Annotated in this window: 18 protein-coding genes and 2 pseudogenes; 8 read left to right on the top strand and 12 right to left on the bottom strand. The window is 68.0% G+C overall.

What is annotated here, in order from left to right:
* Window positions 1-128: 128 nt before the first annotated feature.
* The 5 genes from ACWD3C_RS00005 to ACWD3C_RS00025 all read right to left on the bottom strand — a co-directional run bounded on the left by ACWD3C_RS00005 (window position 129) and on the right by ACWD3C_RS00025 (window position 4497).
* Complete coding sequence (locus ACWD3C_RS00005) at window positions 129-1010, bottom strand: hypothetical protein (protein WP_451138299.1); 882 nt, start codon at window positions 1008-1010, stop codon at window positions 129-131.
* Complete coding sequence (locus tag ACWD3C_RS00010) at window positions 1007-1324, bottom strand: hypothetical protein (protein WP_451138301.1); 318 nt, start codon at window positions 1322-1324, stop codon at window positions 1007-1009. Before ACWD3C_RS00010 ends, ACWD3C_RS00005 begins: the two co-directional genes overlap by 4 nt.
* Before the next feature lie 256 nt (window positions 1325-1580).
* On the bottom strand, window positions 1581-2327 hold the full coding sequence (locus tag ACWD3C_RS00015; RefSeq protein ID WP_451138303.1) for a class I SAM-dependent methyltransferase: 747 nt from the start codon (window positions 2325-2327) through the stop codon (window positions 1581-1583).
* Window positions 2324-3796 (bottom strand): asparagine synthase-related protein, encoded by a 1473-nt coding sequence (locus tag ACWD3C_RS00020; RefSeq protein ID WP_398227541.1) that lies wholly within the window; start codon window positions 3794-3796, stop codon window positions 2324-2326. The genes ACWD3C_RS00015 and ACWD3C_RS00020 overlap by 4 nt, the downstream gene beginning before the upstream one ends.
* A gap of 473 nt (window positions 3797-4269) precedes the next feature.
* Window positions 4270-4497, bottom strand: a complete 228-nt coding sequence (locus tag ACWD3C_RS00025; protein WP_451138305.1) for a hypothetical protein — start codon at window positions 4495-4497, stop codon at window positions 4270-4272.
* A 149-nt stretch (window positions 4498-4646) separates the two neighbouring features.
* Here ACWD3C_RS00025 and ACWD3C_RS00030 point away from each other — a divergent pair, with 149 nt between their 5' ends.
* Window positions 4647-5987: a tetratricopeptide repeat protein gene (locus ACWD3C_RS00030; protein WP_451138307.1), complete on the top strand. Its 1341-nt coding sequence runs from the start codon at window positions 4647-4649 to the stop codon at window positions 5985-5987.
* A gap of 509 nt (window positions 5988-6496) precedes the next feature.
* Here the strand turns inward: ACWD3C_RS00030 and ACWD3C_RS00035 are convergent.
* The gene (locus ACWD3C_RS00035; protein ID WP_451138309.1) at window positions 6497-7369 is read right to left on the bottom strand and encodes a GntR family transcriptional regulator; all 873 of its coding nucleotides are present in this window, start codon (window positions 7367-7369) and stop codon (window positions 6497-6499) included.
* 181 nt (window positions 7370-7550) lie between these two features.
* Here ACWD3C_RS00035 and ACWD3C_RS00040 point away from each other — a divergent pair, with 181 nt between their 5' ends.
* From ACWD3C_RS00040 to ACWD3C_RS00070, 7 genes are all read left to right on the top strand, one after another.
* A complete protein-coding gene (locus tag ACWD3C_RS00040; protein WP_451138311.1) occupies window positions 7551-7904 on the top strand; it encodes an SCO3933 family regulatory protein in 354 nt (117 codons plus the stop codon).
* Complete coding sequence (locus tag ACWD3C_RS00045; protein WP_451138313.1) at window positions 7901-8089, top strand: hypothetical protein; 189 nt, start codon at window positions 7901-7903, stop codon at window positions 8087-8089. Before ACWD3C_RS00040 ends, ACWD3C_RS00045 begins: the two co-directional genes overlap by 4 nt.
* A 1-nt stretch (window position 8090) precedes the next feature.
* A complete protein-coding gene (locus ACWD3C_RS00050; RefSeq protein WP_451138315.1) occupies window positions 8091-9506 on the top strand; it encodes an FtsK/SpoIIIE domain-containing protein in 1416 nt (471 codons plus the stop codon).
* Between the two features lie 39 nt (window positions 9507-9545).
* Window positions 9546-10310 carry a DUF2637 domain-containing protein gene (locus ACWD3C_RS00055; protein WP_451138317.1) on the top strand — a complete coding sequence of 255 codons (765 nt, stop codon included), beginning with the start codon at window positions 9546-9548 and terminating at the stop codon, window positions 10308-10310.
* Between the two features lie 154 nt (window positions 10311-10464).
* Window positions 10465-11913: a replication initiator gene (locus ACWD3C_RS00060; RefSeq protein ID WP_451138319.1), complete on the top strand. Its 1449-nt coding sequence runs from the start codon at window positions 10465-10467 to the stop codon at window positions 11911-11913.
* The gene (locus ACWD3C_RS00065) at window positions 11910-12137 is read left to right on the top strand and encodes a helix-turn-helix domain-containing protein (protein ID WP_451138321.1); all 228 of its coding nucleotides are present in this window, start codon (window positions 11910-11912) and stop codon (window positions 12135-12137) included. The genes ACWD3C_RS00060 and ACWD3C_RS00065 overlap by 4 nt, the downstream gene beginning before the upstream one ends.
* A complete protein-coding gene (locus ACWD3C_RS00070; RefSeq protein ID WP_451138323.1) occupies window positions 12137-13444 on the top strand; it encodes a tyrosine-type recombinase/integrase in 1308 nt (435 codons plus the stop codon). Before ACWD3C_RS00065 ends, ACWD3C_RS00070 begins: the two co-directional genes overlap by 1 nt.
* 116 nt (window positions 13445-13560) lie before the next feature.
* Here ACWD3C_RS00070 and ACWD3C_RS00075 read toward each other — a convergent pair whose 3' ends face one another.
* The 6 genes and pseudogenes from ACWD3C_RS00075 to ACWD3C_RS00100 form a co-directional block, all read right to left on the bottom strand.
* Window positions 13561-14067, bottom strand: coding sequence for a hypothetical protein (locus ACWD3C_RS00075; RefSeq protein ID WP_451138325.1), 507 nt, complete (start codon window positions 14065-14067; stop codon window positions 13561-13563).
* Between the two features lie 345 nt (window positions 14068-14412).
* A pseudogene (locus ACWD3C_RS00080) lies at window positions 14413-14865 on the bottom strand (polymorphic toxin-type HINT domain-containing protein); the annotation flags it as partial.
* Window positions 14866-15309: 444 nt separating this feature from the next.
* Window positions 15310-17094 (bottom strand): annotated as a pseudogene (locus ACWD3C_RS00085) (ricin-type beta-trefoil lectin domain protein); the annotation flags it as partial.
* Window positions 17095-18871: 1777 nt separating this feature from the next.
* On the bottom strand, window positions 18872-19111 hold the full coding sequence (locus ACWD3C_RS00090; protein WP_451138327.1) for a hypothetical protein: 240 nt from the start codon (window positions 19109-19111) through the stop codon (window positions 18872-18874).
* Window positions 19112-19510: 399 nt separating this feature from the next.
* Window positions 19511-20230, bottom strand: a complete 720-nt coding sequence (locus tag ACWD3C_RS00095) for a hypothetical protein (RefSeq protein WP_451138329.1) — start codon at window positions 20228-20230, stop codon at window positions 19511-19513.
* A gap of 68 nt (window positions 20231-20298) precedes the next feature.
* Window positions 20299-23955 carry a DNRLRE domain-containing protein gene (locus tag ACWD3C_RS00100; RefSeq protein WP_451138331.1) on the bottom strand — a complete coding sequence of 1219 codons (3657 nt, stop codon included), beginning with the start codon at window positions 23953-23955 and terminating at the stop codon, window positions 20299-20301.
* Between the last annotated feature and the right edge of the window lie 361 nt (window positions 23956-24316).

Below are 24316 nucleotides of genomic sequence, written 5' to 3' on the forward strand. Positions count from 1 at the left end.
ACGGTCAGCCCGCCACCCGTCGCGTACCGCATACCACCGGCATACCTGATGGATCATCAGCTGTCGCCAGGTCTACCTCAGGAATTTAAGATCAGGTACATCATCGAATAGGACTTTTGGGTTTCAGATCAACAGCAATCAACTGAATCATCCATGAGCTGCTGCACGGACTCACCGAGGTAGGATTGCTGGTAGGTGCCGTCAAGGAGGCCGACTTCACGCGCCTCATCAAGTCCGATCAGGCGAATACTTCCAGCCGCAGTTTCGGCAGCACCGAACTCGCCCAAGTCGACGCCAGGCCATTGCAGATCCGGCGCATGATAAATCTCCGGCTCCGCAGGAAATAGAGAGAGGAGACTCTCGTCATGAGCGACGACATTCCAGACTCCTGTCGAGACGAGACGGTCATCGGTGTAGACAGGGAACCGACGCGCCACTGAAGAATCCCTACTCTTGGGTTTTGGAACGAGATACTTCCCGCGCAGGAATCCAAGTGCAGTGCCAAAGCGGTTCCGCGCCACAATCAAGGCCATATAGTAGCTGCCCCCCTTGGCGGGGATGGCCAAGATATCGCCGATCTTGGGCTTGGTAATCCTCTTCTGGGGATTTACAGTTAGCCTCACCCATTCTTCACTTTCGACATCCTCAAGAGAAATTCTGGGATCGTTGAGTGTTGCAGCAAGAGCTGAGGCCATGCCAGATGTCGACAGTAGCTGACCGCTTGGCTCTCTCGCCAAGACATCCAGAAAAGCAGCTCCATCAACAAAGATGGAATCGTTGAGTTCATCCACGAGTGAGTCGCTGCGGCGCTCGTAGCTCCTATTCCCCTTTAGCTTCGCTTTGAAGGTGAGCGGAGCCGGGTAAATGCCATACGACGCCCACCCGAGGATCTCCAGAAGCTCTCCAAGCGATGGCAGCTTTCCTACTTGCTCGAAGAATTCAGTCGAGAGCGCCGTAAGCCGAGAGACGGAATCTTCCAGAGCGTCGGCAGAAAATGATGCGTCACTCACGGGCATCCTCCAAGCTTCTTCGCCTCGTAGGCTTCGTACTCCGCAAGCTTGCTACCGGCCAGCGGGTTCTGACGGTTACCACGATAGTTGCTGCCGTCGCGGCCGATGTTCGTGCCGTGCTGCTCGGAGAGTCGCTGCTCCATCAGACGAGACTCGCCGTACGTCCTTGTTCCGGGCACAACCCTCATTGTGTCGCCGTTGGCCGGATCGAACCTGTTGCGGTTGTTGCCATGCCGATACTGCACACCTGCCGGTGTATCACCGGGACCGAACATGCCGGAGTAATAGACGCTGCCACCACGATCAACAAGCACGTAATTGCTGTATCCGGAGCGATCGAGGTAATTAAACCTGTCGCCCCCTCCGGCGTTATGTACCAGGACCGGGGTGGCCCCAGCGAGGACATAGTACGTGTGCTACGCGGTACCCCTCTACCTGCTTCTTCGCAGGTCAGCGCGTGATTTGCGTTCCGCTGGTGTCCGTGGATGTGCGGGGAAATCCGTGGGTGTTGCCGTCGCTACTGCCGTCAGGAGTCGGGCGGCGGTGCTGGTGCCATTCTCGCTCCGCCGGTCACCGCGAATTTTGTCGGGCCACCGTGTATGCGGTGGGGCCAGTAAGCCCTGTCCCTGTGCCGTCGAGCATGTCCAGGACCTCGAAGCCGGCGGCCTCCGCGTAGCGTTCGAGCTCCTGGGGGAACAGGACACGTCTGCGGATCTCGTCTCGGGCCTCGTCGCCCGAGGGGAGCATCCAGTGCCGGTGCATGGTGTTGATCTGGGTACGCAAGTCCCACGTGTGGCGGATGGTGACGGTCGCGGATCCCGTCGGGGTGTCGACCATAGCGGTGGTCGGCTCGGCCTGGGTGATCGGGGCGACGGGGGAACACAGCACGAGCAGCGCTCCTGGCCGGGCGTGGGCGGCGAAGGTGGCGAAGACCTGGCTGATTGCCTCGTTGTCGTGCACGTAGGCCAGGCTGTTGCCCATGCACGTCACCACGTCCATGCGGCTGCCGAGTCGTGCGGTGCGCATGTCGCCGGTGCGGATGTCCAGCCCGGGCCGGGCCTGGTGGGCGTACTCGACCATGCCGGGCTGGAGGTCCACGCCGATGCACTCGAAGCGCTTGGCGAGGATCTCCAGGTCGCGGCCGGTACCGCATCCGAAGTCGACCAGGGTCCGGGCGTCCGGCCTGTGCAGCTCGATCAGGGTCTGGCACATTCCGGCGCTCGTGCTGTCGGACTGGACCACGTCGTAGAGTGCCGGATCGCGGTACAGGAGGTTGGTGGCTTCCACGTGCTCGGCTTCCGTGTCGGGGCTGGTCACATGAGGCTTCGCAGTCCGACCTCCAGGGCGAGCACATCGCACAGCAGATCGGGGACGACCGGCGCGGAGTCGGCGTTCCTCCCCGCCTTGGCGAGAGCCTTGCCGTCAACGTAGCCGAGGTCCATCAGGATTGACTCCTTCAGCATGTCGTCCAAGACCGGCAAGCCGTAGGAACGCAAACCCTTCTCCAGGACGGCCAGGAAGTTCTCCGGTTCGGTCGGCGCGGCCACCCACCCGGGCAGCCCGGCCCGCCGGATCCGCTCGCGGAACAACGCCTTGCCTCGCTTGTGCTCGTGCGGTAGCTGCTCCATGAACCGCACGATCCGCGGGTGCGCGAGCGGACTCACCGGCCAGATTCCGGCCTGAAGGAATCCGGGGTTGTGCATCCCGAACGCCATCAGGGTCGGTACGGGCAGCACTGGGATGGGGGCCAGGTGCTCGTTGACTTCGGCGAGCGCTCGGATTGCTTTGTCGCCGAGCCACGGCACGGGTTCCGGTGTCGGCAGTTCGGCCTGTGTCCTGGAGTGGTGGGCGTTGATCTCGTCCCCGCCGCTGCCCGTGAACATGACCTCGCACCGCCGGGCGGCTGCCTGCTCGCGCACGACATTGAACGCCTCCTGGTAGAAGGCTCCCGCCGGATCGTGCGGCCTGCGCAGAGCGCGCACGCCGCCAGGGCAGAAGGGTGGGTGCTGCATGGCGGGGGTGGCCGTGTCCCGGAAGCCGCAGTGCTCCACAAGGGCCCGACGCCGCTCGCGCTGCTGCCTGCCGGTGCTCCCTCCCACCAGCAGGCCGAAGCTGTACACCTCGGGGAAGCGGGCTGCTTTCACGGCCAGGGCGACGTTCCCGGAGTCCGCGCCGCCGGACAGCTCAACACCCACACATCCGGTTGCCGTCGGCGCCTGGCGGATCACGTCGGTCAGCAACTCGTCCAGAGCGGCGAGTGGATCAACGCCGGGCCGCAGCGTACGTGGCTCAAGTACGTGTTCGGCGGGGTCGGGGTAGTGGATGCTGAGTCCCGAAGGGGTGAACGTGGCCGTTGCCCGTTCGGTGAGGCGGTAGACGCCTTGGAAGAGCGTCTCGGACGTGTAGCGGTGCTGCCTCGTCAGCGTGCGGGCGACGACACGCGCCACCAGACGGTCGGCCCGCAGATGCGGTCGCAGCAGTGTCAGGTCCCACGAAGCGTGCAGTTCGCCGGCCTTCTCTGTCAGATAGAGCGGAGCTGTACCGAAGACACCCGCCGCCAGGCGGGCTTGTCCGGGCTCCATGGTGAGTTCGACGAAGTCGGCCTCGTCCCGCTTGCACTCCTTCACCCGGACCCGTACGCGCGGCGCTTGGTCGTCGTTGACCTCCATGACGAGAGTGGACACGTTCGCGGGCTCGATCCAGCTCTCGCCGTTGATCCAACGGCCGCCCTGTGATCTCCACTTGGGCTCCTGGAGATCGGCCAGGCGCAGACGCATCGACAGCATGTCGTCCCTTTCCGATGTCGTGCGGCGGGGCGGGGCCGCGTATGGCCCCGCCCCGCCTGGCGTCAGCCCTGGATCACTTGCTGCAGTGGTCGCCGTTGTTGTCGCCGCCGCCCGGCATCTTGTCGAGCAGCGCGGCTTCGACGGCCGGGACGCCGGTGATCAGGTCGCCGGTGAACAGCTCGTCCACGTTCATCGTTTTCTCCCTTACGGTTTTCAGTGGACTCCGCGGCGGATGCTGCGGAGTTGGACCCGTCCGGCTGCCGGACCCTTGCGAAGAAGGCAGCCGGACGGGGTGCCCACCGCTTCCGACGGCGGGCCCTCCCTCATCACAGGTGGGGAGCCTGGATGCGTGACGGGGAGGAGTCAGGTGGGGGTGGATGCGGCGGCGACGCCCAGGACGAAGCCGGCCGATCCCGAGATGATGATGATCAGGAGTGGTCCGACGTAGCGGCCGACGGCTTCGGCTATCCGGCTCACAGCCGCTCTCCGCGGCTGCGCTGGTTGGCCTCGCGTACTGCGACGCTCAGCTTCTCCGCGCCGTACTCGGGCGTGGCACTGCCGTGCTGCGGGCAGAGACACGGCGAGAACCGGTTCGAACCCGGCGGCAGGTCCGCGCCCTCGTAGGAGTCGATCCTCAACACCCCGTCCATGCCCCGCTCCTCGGTCATCCGAGCCAGACGGGCCCGTGCTTCGCTTCTCATCCCTCAGCCCTTCAGACGACGGCTGCGGCGAGGACTCGCCGTTGCCTGCTGTCTCTACGCAACCGCACGACCACGCTCAGCGGTACCGTTGCCGCAGCACCAGGACTTGAAAGCCATGAAAGTTCGCAAGGTCACGGGGAGTTGAGGGCATGGCCAAGCGTGAACCGAACGCGGCGCTCGGGCGCCTGCTCGCCGAGAGCCGCTGGACTCACCGCCAGTTCGCACGGGCGGTGAACCGCGTCGGTACGGAGACCGGGATCCCTCTGCGTTACGACGAGTCGGCGGTGAGCCACTGGCTGGGCGGCACCGTCCCTCGGGGTGCGGTGCGCGGATGCATCCTCGAAGCTCTCTCCCGCCGCCTCGGCCGCCCCGTCACCCATGCCGAGGCCGGGCTGCCCGTTCCACGCAATCGCTCCTCCGCGGCTGCGGATACCGTGGAAGGGGTGATCGACCTGGGGAGGCTGGATATGGACCCGTCCCGCCGGAGTGTCCTGGGTGCCGGCCTGTTCTCCGTGGCCGTCACCATTCCCGGCTGGCCTGATGTAGTCGGGCGTGCCGATGCCATTCAGTTTGGCCGCACGAGTCGCATCGGTATGAACGAAGTGGACATGGTCATCGCCATGACCGAGCGTGTTTCGGAACTGGACGACGAGTTCGGCGGTCGTCACGCACGCCCCATGGCGGCCTCGTTCATGGTCAACACCGTGGCCTCCTACCTGCGCGCCGACGCACCCGAGGACGTACGCAAGGCGATGCTGTCCGCCGCCTCGGACCTGCTCTACCTGACCGGCTACATGGCCGTGGACGAAGGTCTGCACGGTCTCGCGCAGCGCTACTACGTCAAGGCCCTGGAGCTGGCGGGCGCGGCCGAGGACCACCTGACGTACTGCACCACCCTGCGGGGCATGAGCGTCCAGGCGGTCGACCTCCGCCACGGGGCGAAGGCCATGGAGCTGGCCGACGCCGCTGCCGCCGCCTCCCCGAAGGCCGGCCCTCGGATGCTGGCCTTCCTCGTCGGCCAGCAGGCACACGCCGCCGCGCAGACCGGCGACCGTACGGGTGCGCTGCGCTGCATCCGGGAGGCCGAGGCGGCCATGGACCGTGCCGAGTCACGCGGTAAGGCGTTCGGCTCGTATGACCCCTCTTCGCTCAACTACCACGTCAGCCAGGTCCGTTACGAACTCGGTGACAAGGCCGGAGCCGTCGACGCCATGCAGCAAGCGGACCGGCTCCGCCCAAGCGTGTACCAGCGCACACGAGTACACCGTCGTGGCCTGTTGGCAGAGCGGCAGTTGGAACTCGGCCACCTGGAAGCGGCCTGCGCCACCTGGCACCAGGCCCTCGACGACTACCCCAAGGTGCAGTCCGGCCGCGCCGACGACCGCGTGAAGGCGATGTTCGGTCTCCTGCGCCCTCATCTGAAGAACGCGACGGCGCTCGACCTGTACGACCGAGCACGGACGATCGCACCACCGTCGCTGGTCGCCTGATCCCCGTCGCACCTTCAACCTCAGCCACAGAAAGTCAGCCACGACGGCGGGCGCGCCGAGAGATCACCCGCCACGTGTGCTTCCAGCAACCCCGCACCGGCCTCAACCACGCCTCTTCCTTCCGCCACAGCATCCGCCCCGCTCCGGCCTGGCCGCTCGGCAGCGGGATGGGCTGCTCGATCTGTGGCTTCGCCTGTGACCCACGCCGACGACGATCGATCGCGGCCTTCGGTTGCCGCAGCCTGACGTGGTGCTGTGCGGCGTTCGGCGGAGTCGGCCTGGCGGCGCCGCTGCGGTTGCTTCCGGGATCGGAGTCGGCTCGCTTGTCTGCCACTGCGCGCCGAGTGGCCGGTGGCCGTCGCCAGCGGGGCGGCAGACAGGAGCGGGCGGCGGCCACCGGCCGCCGACGCGCGGCGGCCCGCGCAAGCGGGACGCCCTTCTTGATCAAGTAAAGAAACTCTGAACAGCTCGCCCTGTCACCCCATCTGGCCAAGGTGCCAGGCTGACCGTCAGGGGCGCTGTTGCCGTCGCTTCTTCGACTCGGCCAGTGCGGCTTCGAGTTTCTCGCGCGGCGATGCGTCCGAGTCGGCGTCGTCGTCATGGAGGGGAGGCAGGAACAGGCCGCGTCGGCTCGTCTCGCGTTTGATTTTCCGGCGCTCGTTGAAGATCCGCTGGTGTTCCTCACGGATCGTGGCCCATCGCTGGTCGAGTTCCGCTTCCCGTGCCAGGAGCTCGTCATCGGTGAGGTCGGCGAAGTCGGCGGCGGCTGCGCGGGCCTCACGGACGATCTCCTCCCGTAGCAGGTAGTTCGTGATCGGCCCGTGGCGCTTGCCCGGCTCCGGGGCCTGGCGCACGAAGACACCGCGGCCCTTGACCGAGTACACGAGCCCTTCCTGCTTGAGGCTCCGGTAGGCGTTCTGCGCGGTGGAGTTGGCGACTTGGAAGCGCTCTTGGATCTCACGGGCGGGCGGGAGCTGGGAGCCCGGAGGATAGGTGCCCTCCGCGATGTCGCGGCGGAGGAAGTCGGCCACCTGAACATAGGGCGGGCGACCGTCGTCGTTACGGATGAGATCGGCCGGCCAGTCCGCGCCCGGCTCCTCTCCGTCCGCGTCCGCTACTGAGGTAGCCGGCGCATCGCCCTCGCTGGCCGTCGAGCTGACGAAGCTGCCTCGGCCGAGCTGGGAGTAGACCAGCCCTTCCTGTTTGAGGACCCGCAGGGCGTTCTGGACGGTGGAGCTGGAGACGCCGAACCGCTCGCCGAGCACGTTCGCCGAAGGCAGGCGCTCGCCCGATGTGAACTCGCCGGTCAGGATCGCGTCGCGCAGGGCGGCAGCGGCCTGGAGATAGGGGGGCCGGGAGTCCTCGTCCAAGGGCAGGGTCATGACCCCACGGTATCGCCTGCCCGGCAGGCCGCTACAGGTAGATGCCTGCACTTCCCGCCTGACCGCCTACCCACCTAATCGCTTCACAAGGTGATCGTGGTTGCAAGATCTACGTTCACCTCCCTATGCTCATGGCGAGTCGATCAAGCGGCTCCATCTCGAACGATGAGGATGTGATGGCATGGCCATGTCTCGAATCCGTGTTGCCCTGCTGCCGTCGGCGGTGTGCATCGCGGGCACCGAGCCGGTGCTGAAGATCAAGGACCAGCAGACCGGGGAGGTCGCCACCGACCGGGAGACTGGCGCATCGCTGTACACGGTGACCGTGATGCTCATGGAAGAAGGCCGGGCCGAGGTCCTGAAGATCACGGTTCCGGAGACGGGCCTGGCGGCCGGGCTCAAGCCGGGCGCGATGGTGCGGCCGGTGGAGCTGTTCGCGACCCCGTGGGCGCGGATCTTCAATGGTCAGCTCTCCGACGGCGTCGCCTACCGGGCCGCCCGCCTGGAACTGGTGACGGTGGAGGCGGCCCAGTGACCCGCTTCGAAAACTCCGTGCCGGAGCGGGAGTTGTATCCGCTCCGGCCCCTGCCGGGAACCGAGGGCAAGGCCACGTTCGCCGTCTCGGCCGCGGCGCTCGATCTGCTCAGCCTGAGCCCCGAGCAGGCGGCCCGCCTGGACCTGGGCTATGTGCTCCGCCTGATACGCGAAGAGGGGGCCTGACGTGGAGGCCGTGACGGGTTACGCGCCGGACGCCTTGCTGGCTGTGGTCGTGGTGGTCGGTGTGTGGCTGCTGGTGACGGTGGTGCGCTACGCACGGGCCGACCGGGGCACGAGGGTCAGCATGCGGCAGGCCGTCCGGGTTCGCTGGGGCTGGGTGCGCCTGGCTCGGATGGCCGGACTGACGGTCACCGACAAGACACCGGGTCTGCTCGCGCAGCTCACCGCCCAGAAGGACAGTCCCGCCCCCGCGCCCCGGGTACTGACTCCCAGGATCAAGGTGAAGCCGGACCGGTTCGGGGTGATTGTGCGGGCCTGGACGCTGCCGCAGGTCGGTCTGGAGGAGTACCAGAAGGCGGCACGCTTCCTGGCGGACGCCTGGCGGTGCACGCGGGTCTCCGTCCTGCCCGACGGACCCGGCAAGGTGGTGATCCGTGGCGTGCGCTCCGACCCGTTGACCACGCCGACCAAGCACCGGCCCACCGGCCGCCCTCCGGAGGACGTGGCGCGCTGGGAACTGGGCGTGGACGAGTACGCCGCACCCGTCTGCGTGTCCCTGGCCAACGTGCCCGGGGTGACGGTGGCCGGCACACCCGGCGCGGGCAAGACCTCGGGGATCAACAAGTTCGTCTGTGACCTCGCGCCGTCGGCGGCCGTGCAGTTCGTGGGCTTCGACGGGAAGGTGTCGCGAGCCTCGGAGGGCGACTACGCCGACCTGGTCAAGCGGATGTTCGCGTTCTGCGGCGACGACCTGGACGAAGCCAACGCGTTGTTCAAGCGCCTGGTTCAGCTGCGCCGACGGCGGTCGTCGGTGATCCGGGACGTGCTGGGCGTGAAGAACATGTGGCATGTCGGCCCCTCGCGGTTGTGGCCGCTCACGGTGGTGCTCATCGATGAGGCGCACTCGTTCTTCCGCGAGTACAAGGGCGGCGACGCCGAGACGAAACGTTTGGCTGCGCTGACGGCGGAGAACGCCCGGCTGGTGGAGGACCTGGTCAAGAAGGGCCGCAGCGTTGGCATCCTGGTGATCCTGATCAGCCAGAAGACCACCGGGGATGCCATCCCGACCTTCATCCGCGATGTGTGCCCAGTCGGGCTGTCGTTCGCGCAGAAGACGGTGGAAGCCGCGGTGGCCGCGCTGGGCGACGACATCCGCAACTGGCCCGATGCCAGCCCGGTGACGTTGCAGGACCCCGCCTATGTCGGGGTCGCGGTGATGGCGATGCAGGGACGCCCCGGCTTTACCCGCATCCGCACCCCGTACGTCTCCGACGCCGACGCCGCCCGTATCGCGGAAGCCACCTCGCACCTGACCGCCGACCCCGCCCTGTGCCTGGACGCTCTTCTCGACGCCACCGGCCACACGACCCCCGGCGACGAGGGGCCGGACGGTCCGGCCGTCCCCCTGGCCAAGCCCTGAACGCCCCCGATCCCCACGCCCTGAGAGTAGGTTCCGCGCATGGCGGAGGAACGGTTCACCCGGCGCACCGTGACCGTGGTCATGGCGGTCATCGCGGTCCTGGCCTTCGTCTTCTCCTTCGGTAACGTCTGGGCGCTCGCCCTGCGGCTCGGCGTCCCCCGCCCGATCGCCCCGCTGATCGCGCCCATGGTGGACCTGTCCGTCGTCGGCCTCCTGGTCGCGCTCCGGTTCCTGGCCCTGCGCGGCGTCCCCAAGGCGGAGCTGAAGGCCGGCACCCGGCTGCTCCACCTGTGCGGGCTGCTCACCCTCGCCCTCAACACCGCCGAACCCCTGCTGACCGGACGCTACGGACGCGCCTGCCTCGACACCGTCGCCCCGCTCCTACTCCTGGGCTGGGGCCACGTCGGCCCCACCTTCCTCGCCCACTTCCACACCGCCGCACACCGGGAGGACACCACCGCAACCATCACCCCCGCACCCCTCGCTGAGCCGGTGCCCACCTCGGCGCCCGCTCCCGAAACGGCGGCTCCGGCCCCTGAGCCGGTCCCCGCCTCGACACCTACGCCGCCTCCGGCCGCAGTGCCTACCGTGCTCAAGGTCCCCGACTCCGCCCCCGCCCCGGCCGTCACCACGGCGCCTGCCACCGGCTCCCGCCCGGCCCTGCCCGCCGCACTGCTGAGTGCGGCCCGGCGCATCGCGGACACCCACCACGCCGAGCATGGGGCGCCGGTCACCGCCGCCCAGCTCGCAACCCGCATGGGCATCGCCCTGCCGGTGGCCACCGCCGCCCTCGCCCAACTCTGAGCCACCCCGGCCACCGGCCGGATCACCCCTCCCCGAAATCCACGCCCACCCCATGGGCCTGGTTCGTCATGCCCTGAGCAGCACCAACACGCCCACAACCATGTTCGGTTGCTGCTCGGGGCCAATCCACCCCGACAGAAGGGACACGCCCCGAATGGTCACCCTGGACCTGCGCCACGTGGCAAGCCCCGCCGTGCGGGACCTGCTCCACCTGGTCAACCACCCCGAATTCGACCGCGCACAGCAGCAGATCGAACGCCTCGGAGGCTGCACCGAACCGGTCCGCCTGACCGGCCGCACCACCACCGTCGACACCACAACCGGCGAGGTACTGCGCTCCTACACCTCTTCCACCGAGCCCACGGGCAGTCTGCTCACCGCGTGTGGCAATCGCCGCGCCTCCCGCTGCCCGGCCTGCTCCCGCCTCTATGCCGCCGACACCTACCACCTCATCCGCGCCGGCCTGTCCGGTGGCAAGAACGTCCCCGACACCGTCCGCACCCACCCCCGCGTCTTCGTCACTCTCACCCCACCGTCCTTCGGCCCCGTCCACAACCGCCTCACCACCCCCGGCGGCGACATCCGGCCCTGCCGCTGCCGCAAGCTCCACGATGTTGACGACGCTCTGATCGGAACGCCGCTGAACCCCGCGACGTACGACTACGAAGGCGCGGTCTTGTTCAACGCCCACGCCTCCGCCCTGTGGGCCCGCTTCACCACCTACCTGCGCCGCGAGATCGCCGCCCGACTCGGCATGACCGAAAAGGCCGCCCACGCAGTCCTGCGGGTCTCCTTCGCCAAGGTCGCCGAGTACCAACAGCGCGGCCTGGTCCACTTCCACGCCGTCATCCGACTCGACGGCCCGGACGGCACCAGCCAGCCCCCGCCGCCGTACGCCACCGTCGCCGTACTCACCAAGGCCGCCCGCGCCGCCGCCGCGCGGGTCCGCATCACTGTCACCTCGGATGCGGTCGGGGAACGCGAACTCACCTGGGGCGAACAGTTCGACGTACGCGAGATCACGGCCTTCGGGACCGACGCCGAATTCACCGATCAGGCCGTGGCCGCCTACGTGGCGAAGTACGCCACCAAGTCCGCCGACGCCTCCGGCACCCTCGACCGCGCCCTCTTCTGCCGCCCCTGCCAGGGACGCGGCGCCACCGTGCTGCCCCACGGAACGCCGCTCCCGTGCACCGCGTGCGACGGCACCGGGCAGGCTCTGCCGCTGTCCCGGCTCGCCGTCGCCCGGCACGTGCGGCAGATGATCCGCACCTGCTGGGAGCTGGGAAAGCTGCCGGAGTTCGCCGACCTCAAGCTCTGGAAGTGGGCGCACATGCTCGGCTTCCGGGGCCACTTCTCCACCAAGTCCCGCGCCTACTCGACCACCCTGGGCGCGCTGCGCGCCGCCCGCCGCGCCTGGCGCACCGAACAGGCCCGCGCCCACGCCGGCCTGCCCGCCTCCGACCCGGACACCACCCTCGTCATCGGCCATTGGGCCTACCAAGGCTCGGGCTACAGCCCCGGCGGCGCGCTCCTCGCAGCCCACCTCTGGCACCGCAGGGAACTGGAACGCCGGTTCATCGCCGAAGGGGGCTGCGGATGAACGCGCAGGAACCCGCCCCGACCCGGCGGGGACTGAGGGCGTCGGAGGAACTGCTGACCGTGCCCCAGGTCATGGCCCGCCTCCAGCTCGGCCGTTCCGCCGTCTACGACCTGCTCCGCACCCGCCAGCTCGCATCGATCACCCTTGGCCGCGCCCGCCGCATCCCCGCCCACGCGCTGGCCGACTTCATCCACACCCGCCTCGAACAGGAAGCCGCCGCCTGATGACCACGCCCCGCGACACCCCCGCCTCCCGCCGCAGCCGTGCGAACGGCGACGGAACCGTTTACCAGCGCAAGGACAGCCGCTGGGAGGCCGCTGGATACGTCCTCGCCCCCGGTAACACTCGCAAGCGCGTACGCGTCTACGGCAGCACCCGCAAGGAAGCACTGGCCAAGCTCACCGAGAAGATCGCCGCCAGCAACCGCGGCCTCCCCGTGCCCTCCGCGCAGGGCAGCGTGGCCGCGTACCTGACGTACTGGCTGGAGAACGTCGCTGTCCACCAGCTACGCGAGAACACCCACACGCGATACGCCGCCTGCGTCGACCGGTACCTGATCCCCGGCCTGGGCAAGAAGAAGCTCACCAAGCTCACCGCCAAGGACGTCCGCACCTGGCTCAACCAGCTCCGCACCACCTGCCAGTGCTGCGCACGCGGCATCGATGCCCGGCGTGATGAGCCCCGTTGCTGCGCCACCGGATCATGCTGCTCCAAGCGGCTCTCTCCGCTGACCCTGACCTACATCCACTCCGTGCTCAAGTCCGCCCTGGAGCACGCCGTCCGCGAAGAGGAAATCCCGCGCAACGTCGCCCGCAACGTCCGCACCGGCACCCCACAGCCCCGACGCTTCGAACCCCTCACCACCGACGAAGCCCGCCGACTCCTCACCACGGCCCAGGGTCACCGGCTCCATGCCCTGTTCGAACTCGCCCTTCACACCGGACTCCGCAAGGGCGAACTCCTCGGCCTGCGCTGGGAAGATCTCGACCTTGATCGGGGCACCGCTGCCGTCCGCCGCACATTGCAGCGCACCAGCACCGGCGGACTCACCACGTTGCCCACCAAGACCCGTGCCTCCGAACGCCGCATCGCCCTCCCCACCCGCTGCCTCCACTCGCTGAAGCACAACCACGAGCAGCAGCAGCGCGAACGGGAAGCCGCAGGCACCACGTGGCAGGACAGCGGGCACGTGTTCGCCACCGCGCAGGGCAGAGCGATCGACCCGACCAACCTCACCCGCGCCTTCACCACGCTCCTCCGCAAGGCCGGCCTCCGCCGCATCCGCTTCCACGACCTCAGACACTCCACGGCCACCCTGCTCCTGGAACAGGGCGTCGAGCTCGTCGTCATCAAGGAACTCCTCGGCCACGCCCACATCGGAGTCACCGCCACCGTCTACGCCCACGTCCGACTTCGCCTCCAGCGCGACGCCATCGACACCCTCAGCATCGCCCTTGACGGCCCTGCCAACGACGAGTCGACCCGCGACGACGGCGACGACTCGCCGCTGTACGGAGCCACCGTCCACTGACGTTGCCGTCAACTACTGCCGTCACCCACCGCAGAAGCCCCGTCAGGACGCACCTGACGGGGCTTCAAGTTTGCTGTCGCTATCCAGCGCGAGGGTTGCGAGATCGGGCAGCGAGGCTACACCTCACCCTCCAACCAACGCTCGAATGGTGCGACCTCCGAAAGTTCGGAATTGATCGCCTTCAACCCTCTGGCGAAGTCTTCGGCCAATTGCGAGAGCATCGCGACTAGCTCACTCTGTGCAATGCTCTCGCGCTCCGGGTTCGGAGCCCAATTGGTCCGCGACTCGCAGTGAATCATCACGAGATCCCCGCTTGGGCGGAAGGTCAAAGTCCTCTCGATGCCCTGCGAGTAGAGATCTACCTCGACTTCGCGACGGTCACGCACACCCACCAGAAGCGACGGGAGCTGCTCCATGAAGGCAGACAAGTCATACGCGACATCGAGTGGCCACTCATCACTCCCGAAGCCGCCCAGGTGGAATGTGCTGCCTCCAGCGTCAGAGAGGACGCTACACGCCTCCATGACCAGGGTTTCGTAATCGTCACCCTGCTCCACACCCGCTGAAGCAGGAGATACAGCACCTGACGGCACGGCCGGATTGAATGACACGGAGAAGCTCATCTCTCCAGCCTCCTAGTTCGGGCCAATGATCGGAAATCCCGTTTTGTACAGCCCATTTGGACTCGGGACGATGGTAGCTGCCCGCGCTTTCACAATGCTCCCGTCAGGCATAATCACCTGCCCCATGCCTTCCGGAATCCGCACCGACCTGGGCCCGGCACCTTCGACATGGAGTCCCTTCAAAAACTCTGCCGCGGCATTATCGTCCAGCCACTGGCCTTGCTGATTCCCGGTGGTACGAGCGCGATCTGTCAGCTTCTTCGTGTTCTTCGCTCCAGCGCCATGAGTCTTGAAGGTATGACCCCACGTTTTCACGCTGTTGGCTGCCCAATTGGGGCAGTTGCTGTTGTGAACGAGCACCGGAGTCCCGCCCGCCAGCACATAGTACGTGTGGTGGTCGCTGATGGTGAGGTTGTGGACGGTGGCGGTGGCTGCTGTCCAGCGTTGGATGGCGGTGATCTGGACGTGGGTGCCGGTGCCGGTCTTCAGCCACTGGCCGGTTGTGAGGTCGGTGGCGTTGATCCATTCGCCGAGTTCGGGGACCCAGAAGGGGTGTCCGTCGGTGGCGGTGACCTCGGCCGTCTCCCCGCTCTCTCCGCTGTCACTGCTCGTGCTGATGGTGATCTTGACGAGGTGCTTGACGCCGTTGCCGGTGATTTCGGCGGTGACGGTCTCCACGCTGGTTTCGCCGGTTTCGGGGTCGGTGGCCAGGACCTGGTCGCCGTTGCGGATGTCTTCGATCGGTTTGGTGGTGCCGTCGGCCATCAGGACCAGCGTGCCCGGAGGGAAGCTGTTGTCGTTCTTCTTGCACGTCTTGGCGGCCTTGCTGAGCCTATTGAGTTTGGCTAGCTTGGCGAGTTTGGTCCAGGGAAGATCACCGAGAGTCGAAGCACACTCCATGGTGAGGCCGATGTCCGTCGCGCACTCTTTCCAGTCCCCGAAGTCCGGGAGCACCAGAGTCTTGACAAACTCCCAGGTCGAGATGGGGGACTCTGGCACCGGCTGGTAGCTGCTGGCGCAGTTTCCTACCGTGTAGGAGCAGACACCATCGGAGCCGTTGCCGGTCGTTGTTCCGGTTGTGGTGGTGCCGGTGCCGCCTCCGCTGCCGGACGGGGTGACGACGGATTCGATATTGCCGTTGTCGTCGTAGCAGTGGTAGTGGGTGCAGCCGGGGCCGTGGTCCGGGGTCCAGACGGAGTCCGGGTTGTCTATGCTGCAGCCGTCGCAGAACAGCCCGGAGGGGTCGGAGTGCGTGGTGGGGTTGTTGTTGGCGTAGGCGTACCCGTTCATCTGCAGCGGGTCGGTGAGGACCAGGATCGGGTCGGCGGACAGGAACCGTCCGGTGGCCGGGTCGTACTCGCGCGCCCCCAGGTGGACCAGGCCATGCGCGGTGTCGTCGTCGCCGCCCACGTAGCTGCGGTGGGAGCGCCAGTTGGTGTGCTCCGCCCGCTCGTTGCCGAAGGGGTCGGTCCTGGAGAACTTGACCTTGTTGCCGGGGGTGAGGGCCACGTTGGCGTAGGCGGTGCCGTGGTGGTCGGCGGCCTGGACGGACAGTTCGGGTGTGCCGGTGGCGTTGGCGTGGCGCATGACGGTGGGGGCGCCGGGCTGGCTGTAGTACCGCTCGGTGTAGGCGGGCGCTCCGGCCGCGTTCACCGCGATGGTGGCCTCGCCCAGGTACAGCGTCCGCTCCGAGGCGGACACCGCCATCAGGCGGGCGCCGGTGCCGTCGTAGACGTACTTCGTCTGCGTGTCTGGCACCCACGACTGCCGCTCTGCACCACTGCCGCAGGCGGCCAGCTGCACATGAGTGCTGTCGGCCGTGCCGGCGCCGGTCACGTCCAGGCACAGGCCGGACGCCACGTGCTTGAGCGTGCCCTCGGCGGTGGCCGTCCACCGCTGACCCGCCTCCCCGGTGCAGCCGGCGATCGTCACCGGCGTGCCGTCGGCCGTGCCCCCGCCGGAGGGTACGGCGCACATGCCGAGGATCTTCAGCGCACCCGTCGAGGGGTCCGAGGCCCCGGCGGCCGGGTCGATGCGGAACTTCTGTGCCTTGGAGCCGTTGCACGCGAACAGCTGCACCGGCGTGCCCGGGGTGGTGTCCGCCTTGTTCAGGTCCAGGCACTTGCCCGCCAGGCCCACCCACGCACCGGCCCCGTTCTCGCCGAACCCGGTGACGGTCTCGACCTGGCCGTCCCACGTCCACGACAACGCCTGCTCCATGCCGTCGGCCGAACGCGCCGTGGTCTGACCGGCGGCGTTGTAGCCCGCCGCCGAAGCTGTGGTGACCTGCGCCCCCGCCTCGGTCGTAGACGTACGCGACATGCCCGTCAGCGTGTGCGGCTGCGACCCGTCCGACGCCCCGTACTCATACGCCGTCGTCGCGTCCTTTGACGCATCCAGGCCCGGATCGTGCTCCACCAGCTTCGTCCGGTTGCCCAGCGCGTCATACGTGTACGACTGCCAGTAACCCGCACCCGCCGCCGTCACATTCACCGTGCCGTCCGCATACGAAGGCGCCGCCACCGTCTTGCCCACCGCCGCGCACGCACCCCCCGGCGCCGTCCACGCCTCGGTCAGCTGCCCCAGCCCGTCATAGGTGAAGCACTGCCGGTCCGTCACCCCCTCCACCCGGTCCGCGACCGAGGTGACATTGCCCGCCAGGTCATACATGTACGACCGCCAGCTGACCCGGTGACCGGTCACCGCCGTCGTATCACTGACCGACTCCCGGTCCACATAGCTGTCGGTCAGCTCACCGGTCGTCTCGTCGAACAGGTTCGTCGTCCACACCCGGTACGGCTGCTCCCCGCTCGCGGTACGCAGCACCTCCCCGTACGGCGAGTACGACGTCTCCGCCGTATACCAGTCGGCGCCCGAGGTCGTGATGGGCAGCCCGTCGGCGTTGTAGCGGACCACCACCTCCTCCTCCGGCAGCGTGCCCACCCCCGGCAGCCTCATCGACTCAAGCAGACCCATCCGCGAGTACGAGTAGCCGTAGGCGTACACGGCCTGAAGGCCGTAGGACATCGCCACCGACTCCGGCAGCCTCACCCTCCTGCCCAACGGCTGGTAATCCGCCGTGTAACCGGTCACCTCCGTCGTGTACGCCAACCCGTCCGTGAACCGCGTCGTCGACGCCGGCAGGCCCACACCACCGATCAGCGAGTCGTACACCGTCCTCGTCAGCGGCTCACCCGCCGTCCCGTCCAGACGCTGCTCGACCGGGCGCGACAGCTCGTCGTAGCCGGTCCACACCTTCACCCCGCGCGCGTCCGTCACGGTCTCCGGGCGGTTCAGGACGTCGTACGTCGTCTTCGTCGTGCCCGTGTCCGGGTCCGTGGCCGACACCTGCCGGCCCCGCGCGTCGTACGTCCACGACCAGACGTTGCCCTCGGAGTCCTTCGCCTCGACCTGGTCGCCGCGCTCGTCGTACTCGTACGTCGTCGAGAGGTACTCGGTGCGGGCCGCGTCCTTGAAGGTGTCCACCCTCACCACCCGGCCCAGCGCGTCCGTGTAACTGCGCTGCGACGCCGCACCCTCCGGGGCGATCACCGTCGAGTTGTCGTAGCCGTACTCGTACTTGGTCGCCTTGCCCGGCTTCTCCACGCCCGCCAGATACGGCGTCTCCGACAGCACCCGGCCCAGGCCGTCGTACGCGTACAGCGTCGCGTTGGCCACCTGGAACTCCGAGGCCAGCTCGAACAGGGTCTTCGAGGGCTCGCCCGTCTGGAAGTACGCGTTGTTGGTCTGCGCGATCGTGCCGTTGGCGGAGTAGAGGACGTCCGTGATCAACCGGCCGCCGCCGACCGCCGGGCTCTGCTTCTGCCGCTCACGGCCCAGGCCGTCGTAGATGACCGTGCTCGTGTCGTACGAACCGTCGTCCTTCAGCACCCTGGACACCACCGACACCGGCTGCCCGAGGGCGGTGTTGTACGTGAACTTCACCGCGGGCTCGGCAGACGTCGTCCGCGAGGCGTCGCCCCAGGCGGACTTCGTGCGGCCCAGCGGGTCGTAGGCGTACTCGGTGGTGTGGCCGTTGGGGTCCGTCTCCTTCAGCGCCGTGCCCCGGCCCGGCTCGATGACCGTCGACTCGCTGTGGCCGAGGGCGTTGGTCGTGGTCACCTTGTGCACCTGGCCCGTGCTCGGGCTGTACGCCGTGGTGTCCTCATGGCCCAACGCGTCAGTCGTGGAGGTGACCCGGCCGATGCCGTCGTAGCCGATCGTGCCGGTGTCGTCGTCCGACCTGTCGATGTCGCCCTTCGACTCGACCCTGCCCTGAAGGCCGTAAGTCCCGCTTTCCCTGTGTTTCCGCAGGTGAAACGGGGTTCCACTAGTCCCTGGAAGTCCGCTGGCGCACGCCGTTGACGGGTCTGGTTACCGTCGGATGGCTGCTACTCGACGCCGAGGATGCGGAGGCCGTGGTGGAGGCGGAAGTCCTCGTAGTCCTTGAGGTTGAGGGTGGCCAGTGGCAGGTCGTAGGTGAGAGCGCTGGCGGCGATCCACATGTCGTTCGTGGGGCGGGGACGGCCACGCTGTATCCCAGCTGCCGAAAGCCGTCCCCAGGTGGTGGCGACGGTTTCGTCACCGGGCAGGACCGGGATGTCGGCGAGTCAGTCGGCGAGTTCCTGGCGGCTGCGGGCGCCCCAGTGGCGGATCTCCATCCACTTGGTGAGCTCGCCGTAGGTCACGAAGGTGATCAGTGGCTTGCGGCCGATGACGCGAGTTGCCAGCGGACCGGTCAGCTTGCGCTGTGCAGCAGGGACGCGACGTCGGTGTCGAGGATGACGGGTTGCCTGCAGCGGTCTCAGGCTGCGTCTCGGCGACGCTCGGCGTACGTGAACGCGAGGAACTCCTCCAGTTCCTCGTCCGACTCGAACGTGTCGGCGGCGAGGTCGTCCAGGGAACGGATCGGCTGGGTATTCTTCGCCGCCAGCAACTCATCGACCGACAGGCGTGGCCTTGGCTGCGGGTAGCTGAAGTCTTCAGGGGCGGGCGTACTCATCAGGACCTCCAGCAGGGCGGGAACCGGCTCCACGGACAGCATACGGGCGCTCTCACCTGCTGACATCTGGGTTCGTTGCAGCCAGCGACTCATCGAACACGCGTGCCGTGGCGCTTCGCTGAAGGCGGCGTCGGCGTGGGCCTGGGCATGGCTGGCCTGATCTGCCAGTGCTGGTAAGTCGGGGGATTCCTGGTGGCTGCCAAGCCGTCCGCAGTGCTGGTCTGCGCAGCCAGGGGCCGGGTTCGGGCAAGCGGGGCGGCGCCGTAGCGGCCGGGCCCGCGACCCGGCTGCGCACGGGTCCGCGTCAGAGGGCCCGCCTTGAAACCGCATAGAAACAGAGATGGCCGACGCCGAGCGAGGACATGAACTGGCCGCTCTCCGCAAGGTCCAAGGCTTCACGCAGGTTCAACTCGTTGCGCCGCCCGCTGCTGCTGGCGATCGTCAGCCGAACCTGCGCAGTTGAGCCTCGATGACCTCGGCGGGAACCGCCGAGCCCTCTCCGGCTCCGCCTCGGGCGCTCACGTAACCGACCGTCCCCTCATCGCGCAGGACGACGGCCGCCATGGACGCCCGCGACCCGTCCCGCTCGACCTGGGCGCCGAGCGCCATGGCCTGGTCGGCTCCTTCGGGCGCCAGTTGTCTGGTCAACTCGGTGACGTGCCAGTCCTGCCCGTGCACGGTGGTGGTGAAGCCGGCGGCACAGGCGTCCACCGACTCGCTCAGGGTCTCCAGCGCGGCTTGGGCGGCCGTCCCGTCGTAGGAGGCGAGGGTCACCGTCACCCTCGTGTCCTCGCGGGCGTGGACAGCCCGGCGGACCTCGGTGGCCGACGGTTTCCCGATCACCGTGCCTGCCAGCGCGTACGCCACCGGAGCGCACGGCGCTTCGGACGTCTGCACATCCTGCTGCCCGGCCGCCTCGTCCGCGGTGGGGACCCGCACCGTGAACCCGTCCACGTCTCCTGCCGTCAGGGCCACCCCAGCCAGGCCTCCGGCGGGCACCGCCCCGGCGCTCGACTCCGTCACGGGCTTCTTCAGGCCCAGGTCCGAAGTCCCGCCTCCGCCCCCGCCCCCGCCGACCGCGCTGCAACCGGCGGCCGGCAGCGCGAGACACAACCCGAGGCCCGCCCCGAGCAGACGGCGACCCAGATGGGCCCTGCTCATCGCGTTCCTCCTTCCTTTTCTTCGGCCTGAACACGCCCTGAACACGCCCTGGACAGTCATCGGTCCGGTCAGCCGAAGGTGAGCATCCTGGTGCCCCACTTGCCGCCCGCAGTGATGGCCGTGGCCCCGCTGCCCAAGGTCGAGGCGCCGCCCTTGTAGATCTTGACGGTTCCGTCGCCGGCCAGGCTCCAGATGTCGGGGATGTCGTCGCCGGTGACGTCCGGCGTGCCGTAGAGGTGAGTGATGGGCATGGTGTTCTCGGACCAGCCCTCGGCGTAGATCTCGTCCTTGCCCGTCTTCGATGCCGCCGGACCGCTGGTGAGGGAGGCGAAGGTTGAGCCGGCGCCGGCGGAGTCCTTGATGCCGTAGCGGATGAGGAGACGGTCGTTGGCCTCGTTGCGCCAGACCAGGTCGGGGGCGCCGTCCTTGTCGTGGTCGCCGATGGAGATCACGTCCTTGTTCGCCCAGAAACTGGTGGCGACCTGCTCGGCGCTGGTGAAGGAGGCACCGGTGTAGCCGGTGAAGACCCAGAAGCCGCCGCCTTCGAGCGTGACGAGGAGGTCGAAGCGGTCGTCGAGGTTGTAGTCGCCCACGATCATCTGGTCGAAGGTGGCCGGGTCGGGGGAGCCGGAGGGCAGCCGGACCGTGATGCGGCGGGAGATGTCAACGCTGCCGTAACCGTCGCCCGGGTAGATGTACAGCTTGCCGTCGGGCATACGGGCGAACAGGTCGCTGATGCCGTCGCCGGGGTAGCTGTCGGCGCCGTGGGCGATGAGGGCGGGGTTGCCCGCGGAGTCCTTCCAGTAGCCGGGGAGATCGGCCTTGCCGAGCAGCGGGTTGCCCTTCTCGTGGGCCGCGTCCAGATACCAGTGCAGATCGCCGGCCGCGTTGGAGGGATACATCTCCAGATCGCCGTCCGAGTTGATGGTGAACAGGTCCGGCATGGCGTCACCCGTGACATCGCCCGGCTCGTCGGCCTTGTCGCGCGGCGTGACGTAGAAGAGGTACTTGGTGCCGAGCGAGGTGTTGCCCGCGCTGTCCATGGCCCGTACGTACAGCACGTTCGGCCCTGCGAAGGGGGGCTTGAGGTTCACCCAGGCGGTGTCGCCCGCGCTGACGGTCTTGTTCTTCGAGTAGCTCGCGTCGTTGAAGGAGTACTGGTACTTGGTGATGTCGTCGTCCTCGTCGGGGGCGAAGGAGAACCAGGCCTCGTGGCCGAACGTCTTCGTGGACCAGACCGAGCCGTCGTCGTCCGCCTCCGGGTACACCGTGGAGTTCACGATGGGTTCGTTGGGCTTGGAGCTGTCGTAGACGAACCGGCATGTCTTCGGGGCGGCGGTGGGTGCGTAGGCGGAGGCCGCTCCGAAGTCGTCGATGGCCCGTACCCGCCAGGAGTAGGTGTAGCCGTCGGTGAGCCTGCTCTTGGAGACGGTCACGGAGGCCTTGCCGCCGCCACCGGGGATGCCGGTGATGGTCTCCTTCTTGTCCAGGATCTTGTTGTCGATGTGGCCGGTGCGCCACAGCTGGAAACGCAGTTGCTTCAGGTCTCCGTCGGGATCGGAGGACTCGGCGTACAGCACCAGGTCGCGCTTGCCGATGTGCGCGTACGGGGCGGAGCGGTCGCAGTTGGGGCCGGGCACCTGGTCGAGGGAACTGGGGACCCTGGGTTTGCGGTTGTAGATGATCTCGATCTTCGGCGCGCTCTGGCCCTCGGCCCGGAACTTCTTCCACGCGTAGGCGGTTGTTTCGCTGGAGGCGCGCAGTCCGATGGTGAACATGGTCCAGCCGCCGTCGGCCGCCTTCTGCGCGACCGACTTCGCGTTGTACGTCACGTACGCGTCCGGGCAGGACGAGTTGTAGCCGTGGGCGAAGGACTTTGTGCCGATCTTCGTCTTCCAGGCGGGCTGGTTGTTCCAGGTGGTCCTGGAGGAGATGCCGCCGGTGTGCCAGACCTGCATCTCACGGGCCGAGCAGGACCACGAGTAGGTCTGCCGCAGCCTGATGCTGGCGGAGGTGACGGAGGCGCCCCTGATGCTCTTCTCCCAGCCGAGGCGGAAGAAGGAACGGGAGAGCCCCCAGGTGGTCGTCTCCAGGCCGACCCGGGCCTCGGTCGTACCGCTGTTGTAGTTGGCGCCGTCGTAGAAACTGGAGGTGGGGTACTTCTTGTACGCCGTGGTCCAGTTCCGGGTCTTTCCGTAGAGCGGAGGGTCGATGAAGATCGGGTAGACGGTGTCCTCGTCGGTCGTGAAGTCCGCGTCCGGGGTGATGCTCAGACCGGTCGAGGTCGTGCCCGCGGCGCTCAGCTCCGCGTCGGCCACGGCCATGTGGGCGCCGGGACCGGGGCCCGGGAGGCCCGGCAGGGCCAGTACCTCGTCGTCGGTGAGTGCGGTGCGTACGACGTCCGAGGTGACGCCCGAGGTGGTGGCGCCGCCCTTGTGCACAGCCTGGGGCGCGCTCCCGTACGCGACCGTGTCTGCTGAACCTGTGCCTGTCGAAGCCGCGTCCGCCGAGGCTCCGTCGCTCGGTGTCGGCTCCGGGGTGCTGGATGTCGCCGGGGTCTCCTCCGGTTCGCTCGTCGGGGTGGGGCCGGCGGTGTCGTAGCCGCCGGAGGCGTCACCGGGCTCCTCGGTGATGTCCTCGTCCGGGGCCTCGGAGTACGAGGGGGAGGGGGCGTCGCTGGGTTCGGCGGGCTCCGGGTCGTCTCCCTCGGTGGCAGCGGGGGTGCCCGCGGAGTCCCACATGTAGGGAGTGGTGGAGACGGCGATCTCCTCACCGTTCCGGTTCTCGCCGGTGACGACCTTGGTGACCGGGTCGAGGCGGAAGGTCAGGTCGGGGGAGGACAGGCCGTACGAGATCGTGGTGAGCGCCGGGTCGGCGGCGGCCTCGGGGGTGTGCACGACCAGGACGTGGCTGAACCCGCTGTCCTGGGCCGTCAGCAGCAGGTCGACGTCGGTGAACACGTCGCGGTAGAGGGCGCTCGCACCGTTGATCACCGGCTCCGGCAGATCCCCGGGCCAGCTGAGTGTGGCTTCGTGCCCGTCGCTGGTGAGGGTCGCCAGGGCGGTGTACGTGTCACTGCCGTCGGCGGTGCGGAGGGCACTCCCGGTACTTCCGCCGGTGCCGGCGACGGTGTACACGGCCTGGCGCATGGGAGCCCGGCCCAAGGAGGTCACGGAAGAGGCCGAGGACACCGAGGACACCGAGGAGTTATAGCCTGACCCGCCGCCGGCCGAGGAGTTACGGCCTGACCCGCTGCCGTCGGAGAAGACCACAGGGTCGGCGGCGGCCTTGGGTGCCCAGCCGCCGTCGACCCGGGTGAGTGTGGTGTCGATGGGCTTCCAGACGCCGTCCACCTTCGCCCGTACCGGAGCGCCGTGTACGACGAGCCGGAAGGTGCCATCGGGTCTCGCATAGGTCGTGGACGTCTCGCTGCGCAGCCCCGTCACCTCCACGCGCTTGCCGGAGGAGACGGCCCTGGCCTGGGCCCGGTCCTGGTCGAGCGGTTCGGAGGAGTCGCTCTTCGTCTCGGCGGGGGAATCGGAGGAGCCGTCGGAACCGTCGTCAAGGAAGGGCGGGACGGTGAGCAGCCCGATGCCCAGCGCGGCGGCGACCAGACCGGCGATGCCTGCCTTGGCCCGCCCGGACAGCTGGCCTGATGTGGCCAGCTTGGCCGGCTCGGTCGGCTGCTCAGTCGCGGGTGGTGGTCCGAAGCGACGACGTTCCACGGTGCTGGGTCCCCTCCCCCTGAACTCCCGGAGAACCGGGAATTCTGTGAATTCCCTGTGCTGACACTCCCGTGTCGCGCGAAATGGAGGGCGGAGGTCCGCCCCTCGATTTACCCGTGTTCTCGCCGCTTTCTCGTGCGCGCTGTTCTCGTGCGCGCTCCGGTCGGCATGTGCCCTCCGGACTTCTCACGGGCCGGGAATGCGAGCACAGAGCATCTCCTATGTGTCGGCATCGCGCCATGCCTCTGCCTTGCGGCGCACGCCGTGGCGATGGCAGCCGGTGCCACGGGCGGGTAGGACGGCTCGCGGGGCCACCGCCTGTCTCGCCGATCGAGCGAACCGGGCGAACAGGGGTGTTGCG

The organism is Streptomyces sp. NPDC002845 (genome assembly GCF_053591955.1).

Coding starts and splice junctions, on each gene's coding strand:
- ACWD3C_RS00070 (WP_451138323.1), top strand. CDS start 12,137: ATGACCACGCCCCGCGACACCCCCGCCTCCCGCCGCAGCCGTGCGAAC.
- ACWD3C_RS00095 (WP_451138329.1), bottom strand. CDS start 20,230: ATGAGCAGGGCCCATCTGGGTCGCCGTCTGCTCGGGGCGGGCCTCGGG.
- ACWD3C_RS00040 (WP_451138311.1), top strand. CDS start 7,551: ATGGCCATGTCTCGAATCCGTGTTGCCCTGCTGCCGTCGGCGGTGTGC.
- ACWD3C_RS00030 (WP_451138307.1), top strand. CDS start 4,647: ATGGCCAAGCGTGAACCGAACGCGGCGCTCGGGCGCCTGCTCGCCGAG.
- ACWD3C_RS00035 (WP_451138309.1), bottom strand. CDS start 7,369: ATGACCCTGCCCTTGGACGAGGACTCCCGGCCCCCCTATCTCCAGGCC.
- ACWD3C_RS00020 (WP_398227541.1), bottom strand. CDS start 3,796: ATGCTGTCGATGCGTCTGCGCCTGGCCGATCTCCAGGAGCCCAAGTGG.
- ACWD3C_RS00075 (WP_451138325.1), bottom strand. CDS start 14,067: ATGAGCTTCTCCGTGTCATTCAATCCGGCCGTGCCGTCAGGTGCTGTA.
- ACWD3C_RS00065 (WP_451138321.1), top strand. CDS start 11,910: ATGAACGCGCAGGAACCCGCCCCGACCCGGCGGGGACTGAGGGCGTCG.
- ACWD3C_RS00090 (WP_451138327.1), bottom strand. CDS start 19,111: ATGCTGTCCGTGGAGCCGGTTCCCGCCCTGCTGGAGGTCCTGATGAGT.
- ACWD3C_RS00060 (WP_451138319.1), top strand. CDS start 10,465: ATGGTCACCCTGGACCTGCGCCACGTGGCAAGCCCCGCCGTGCGGGAC.
- ACWD3C_RS00025 (WP_451138305.1), bottom strand. CDS start 4,497: ATGAGAAGCGAAGCACGGGCCCGTCTGGCTCGGATGACCGAGGAGCGG.
- ACWD3C_RS00055 (WP_451138317.1), top strand. CDS start 9,546: ATGGCGGAGGAACGGTTCACCCGGCGCACCGTGACCGTGGTCATGGCG.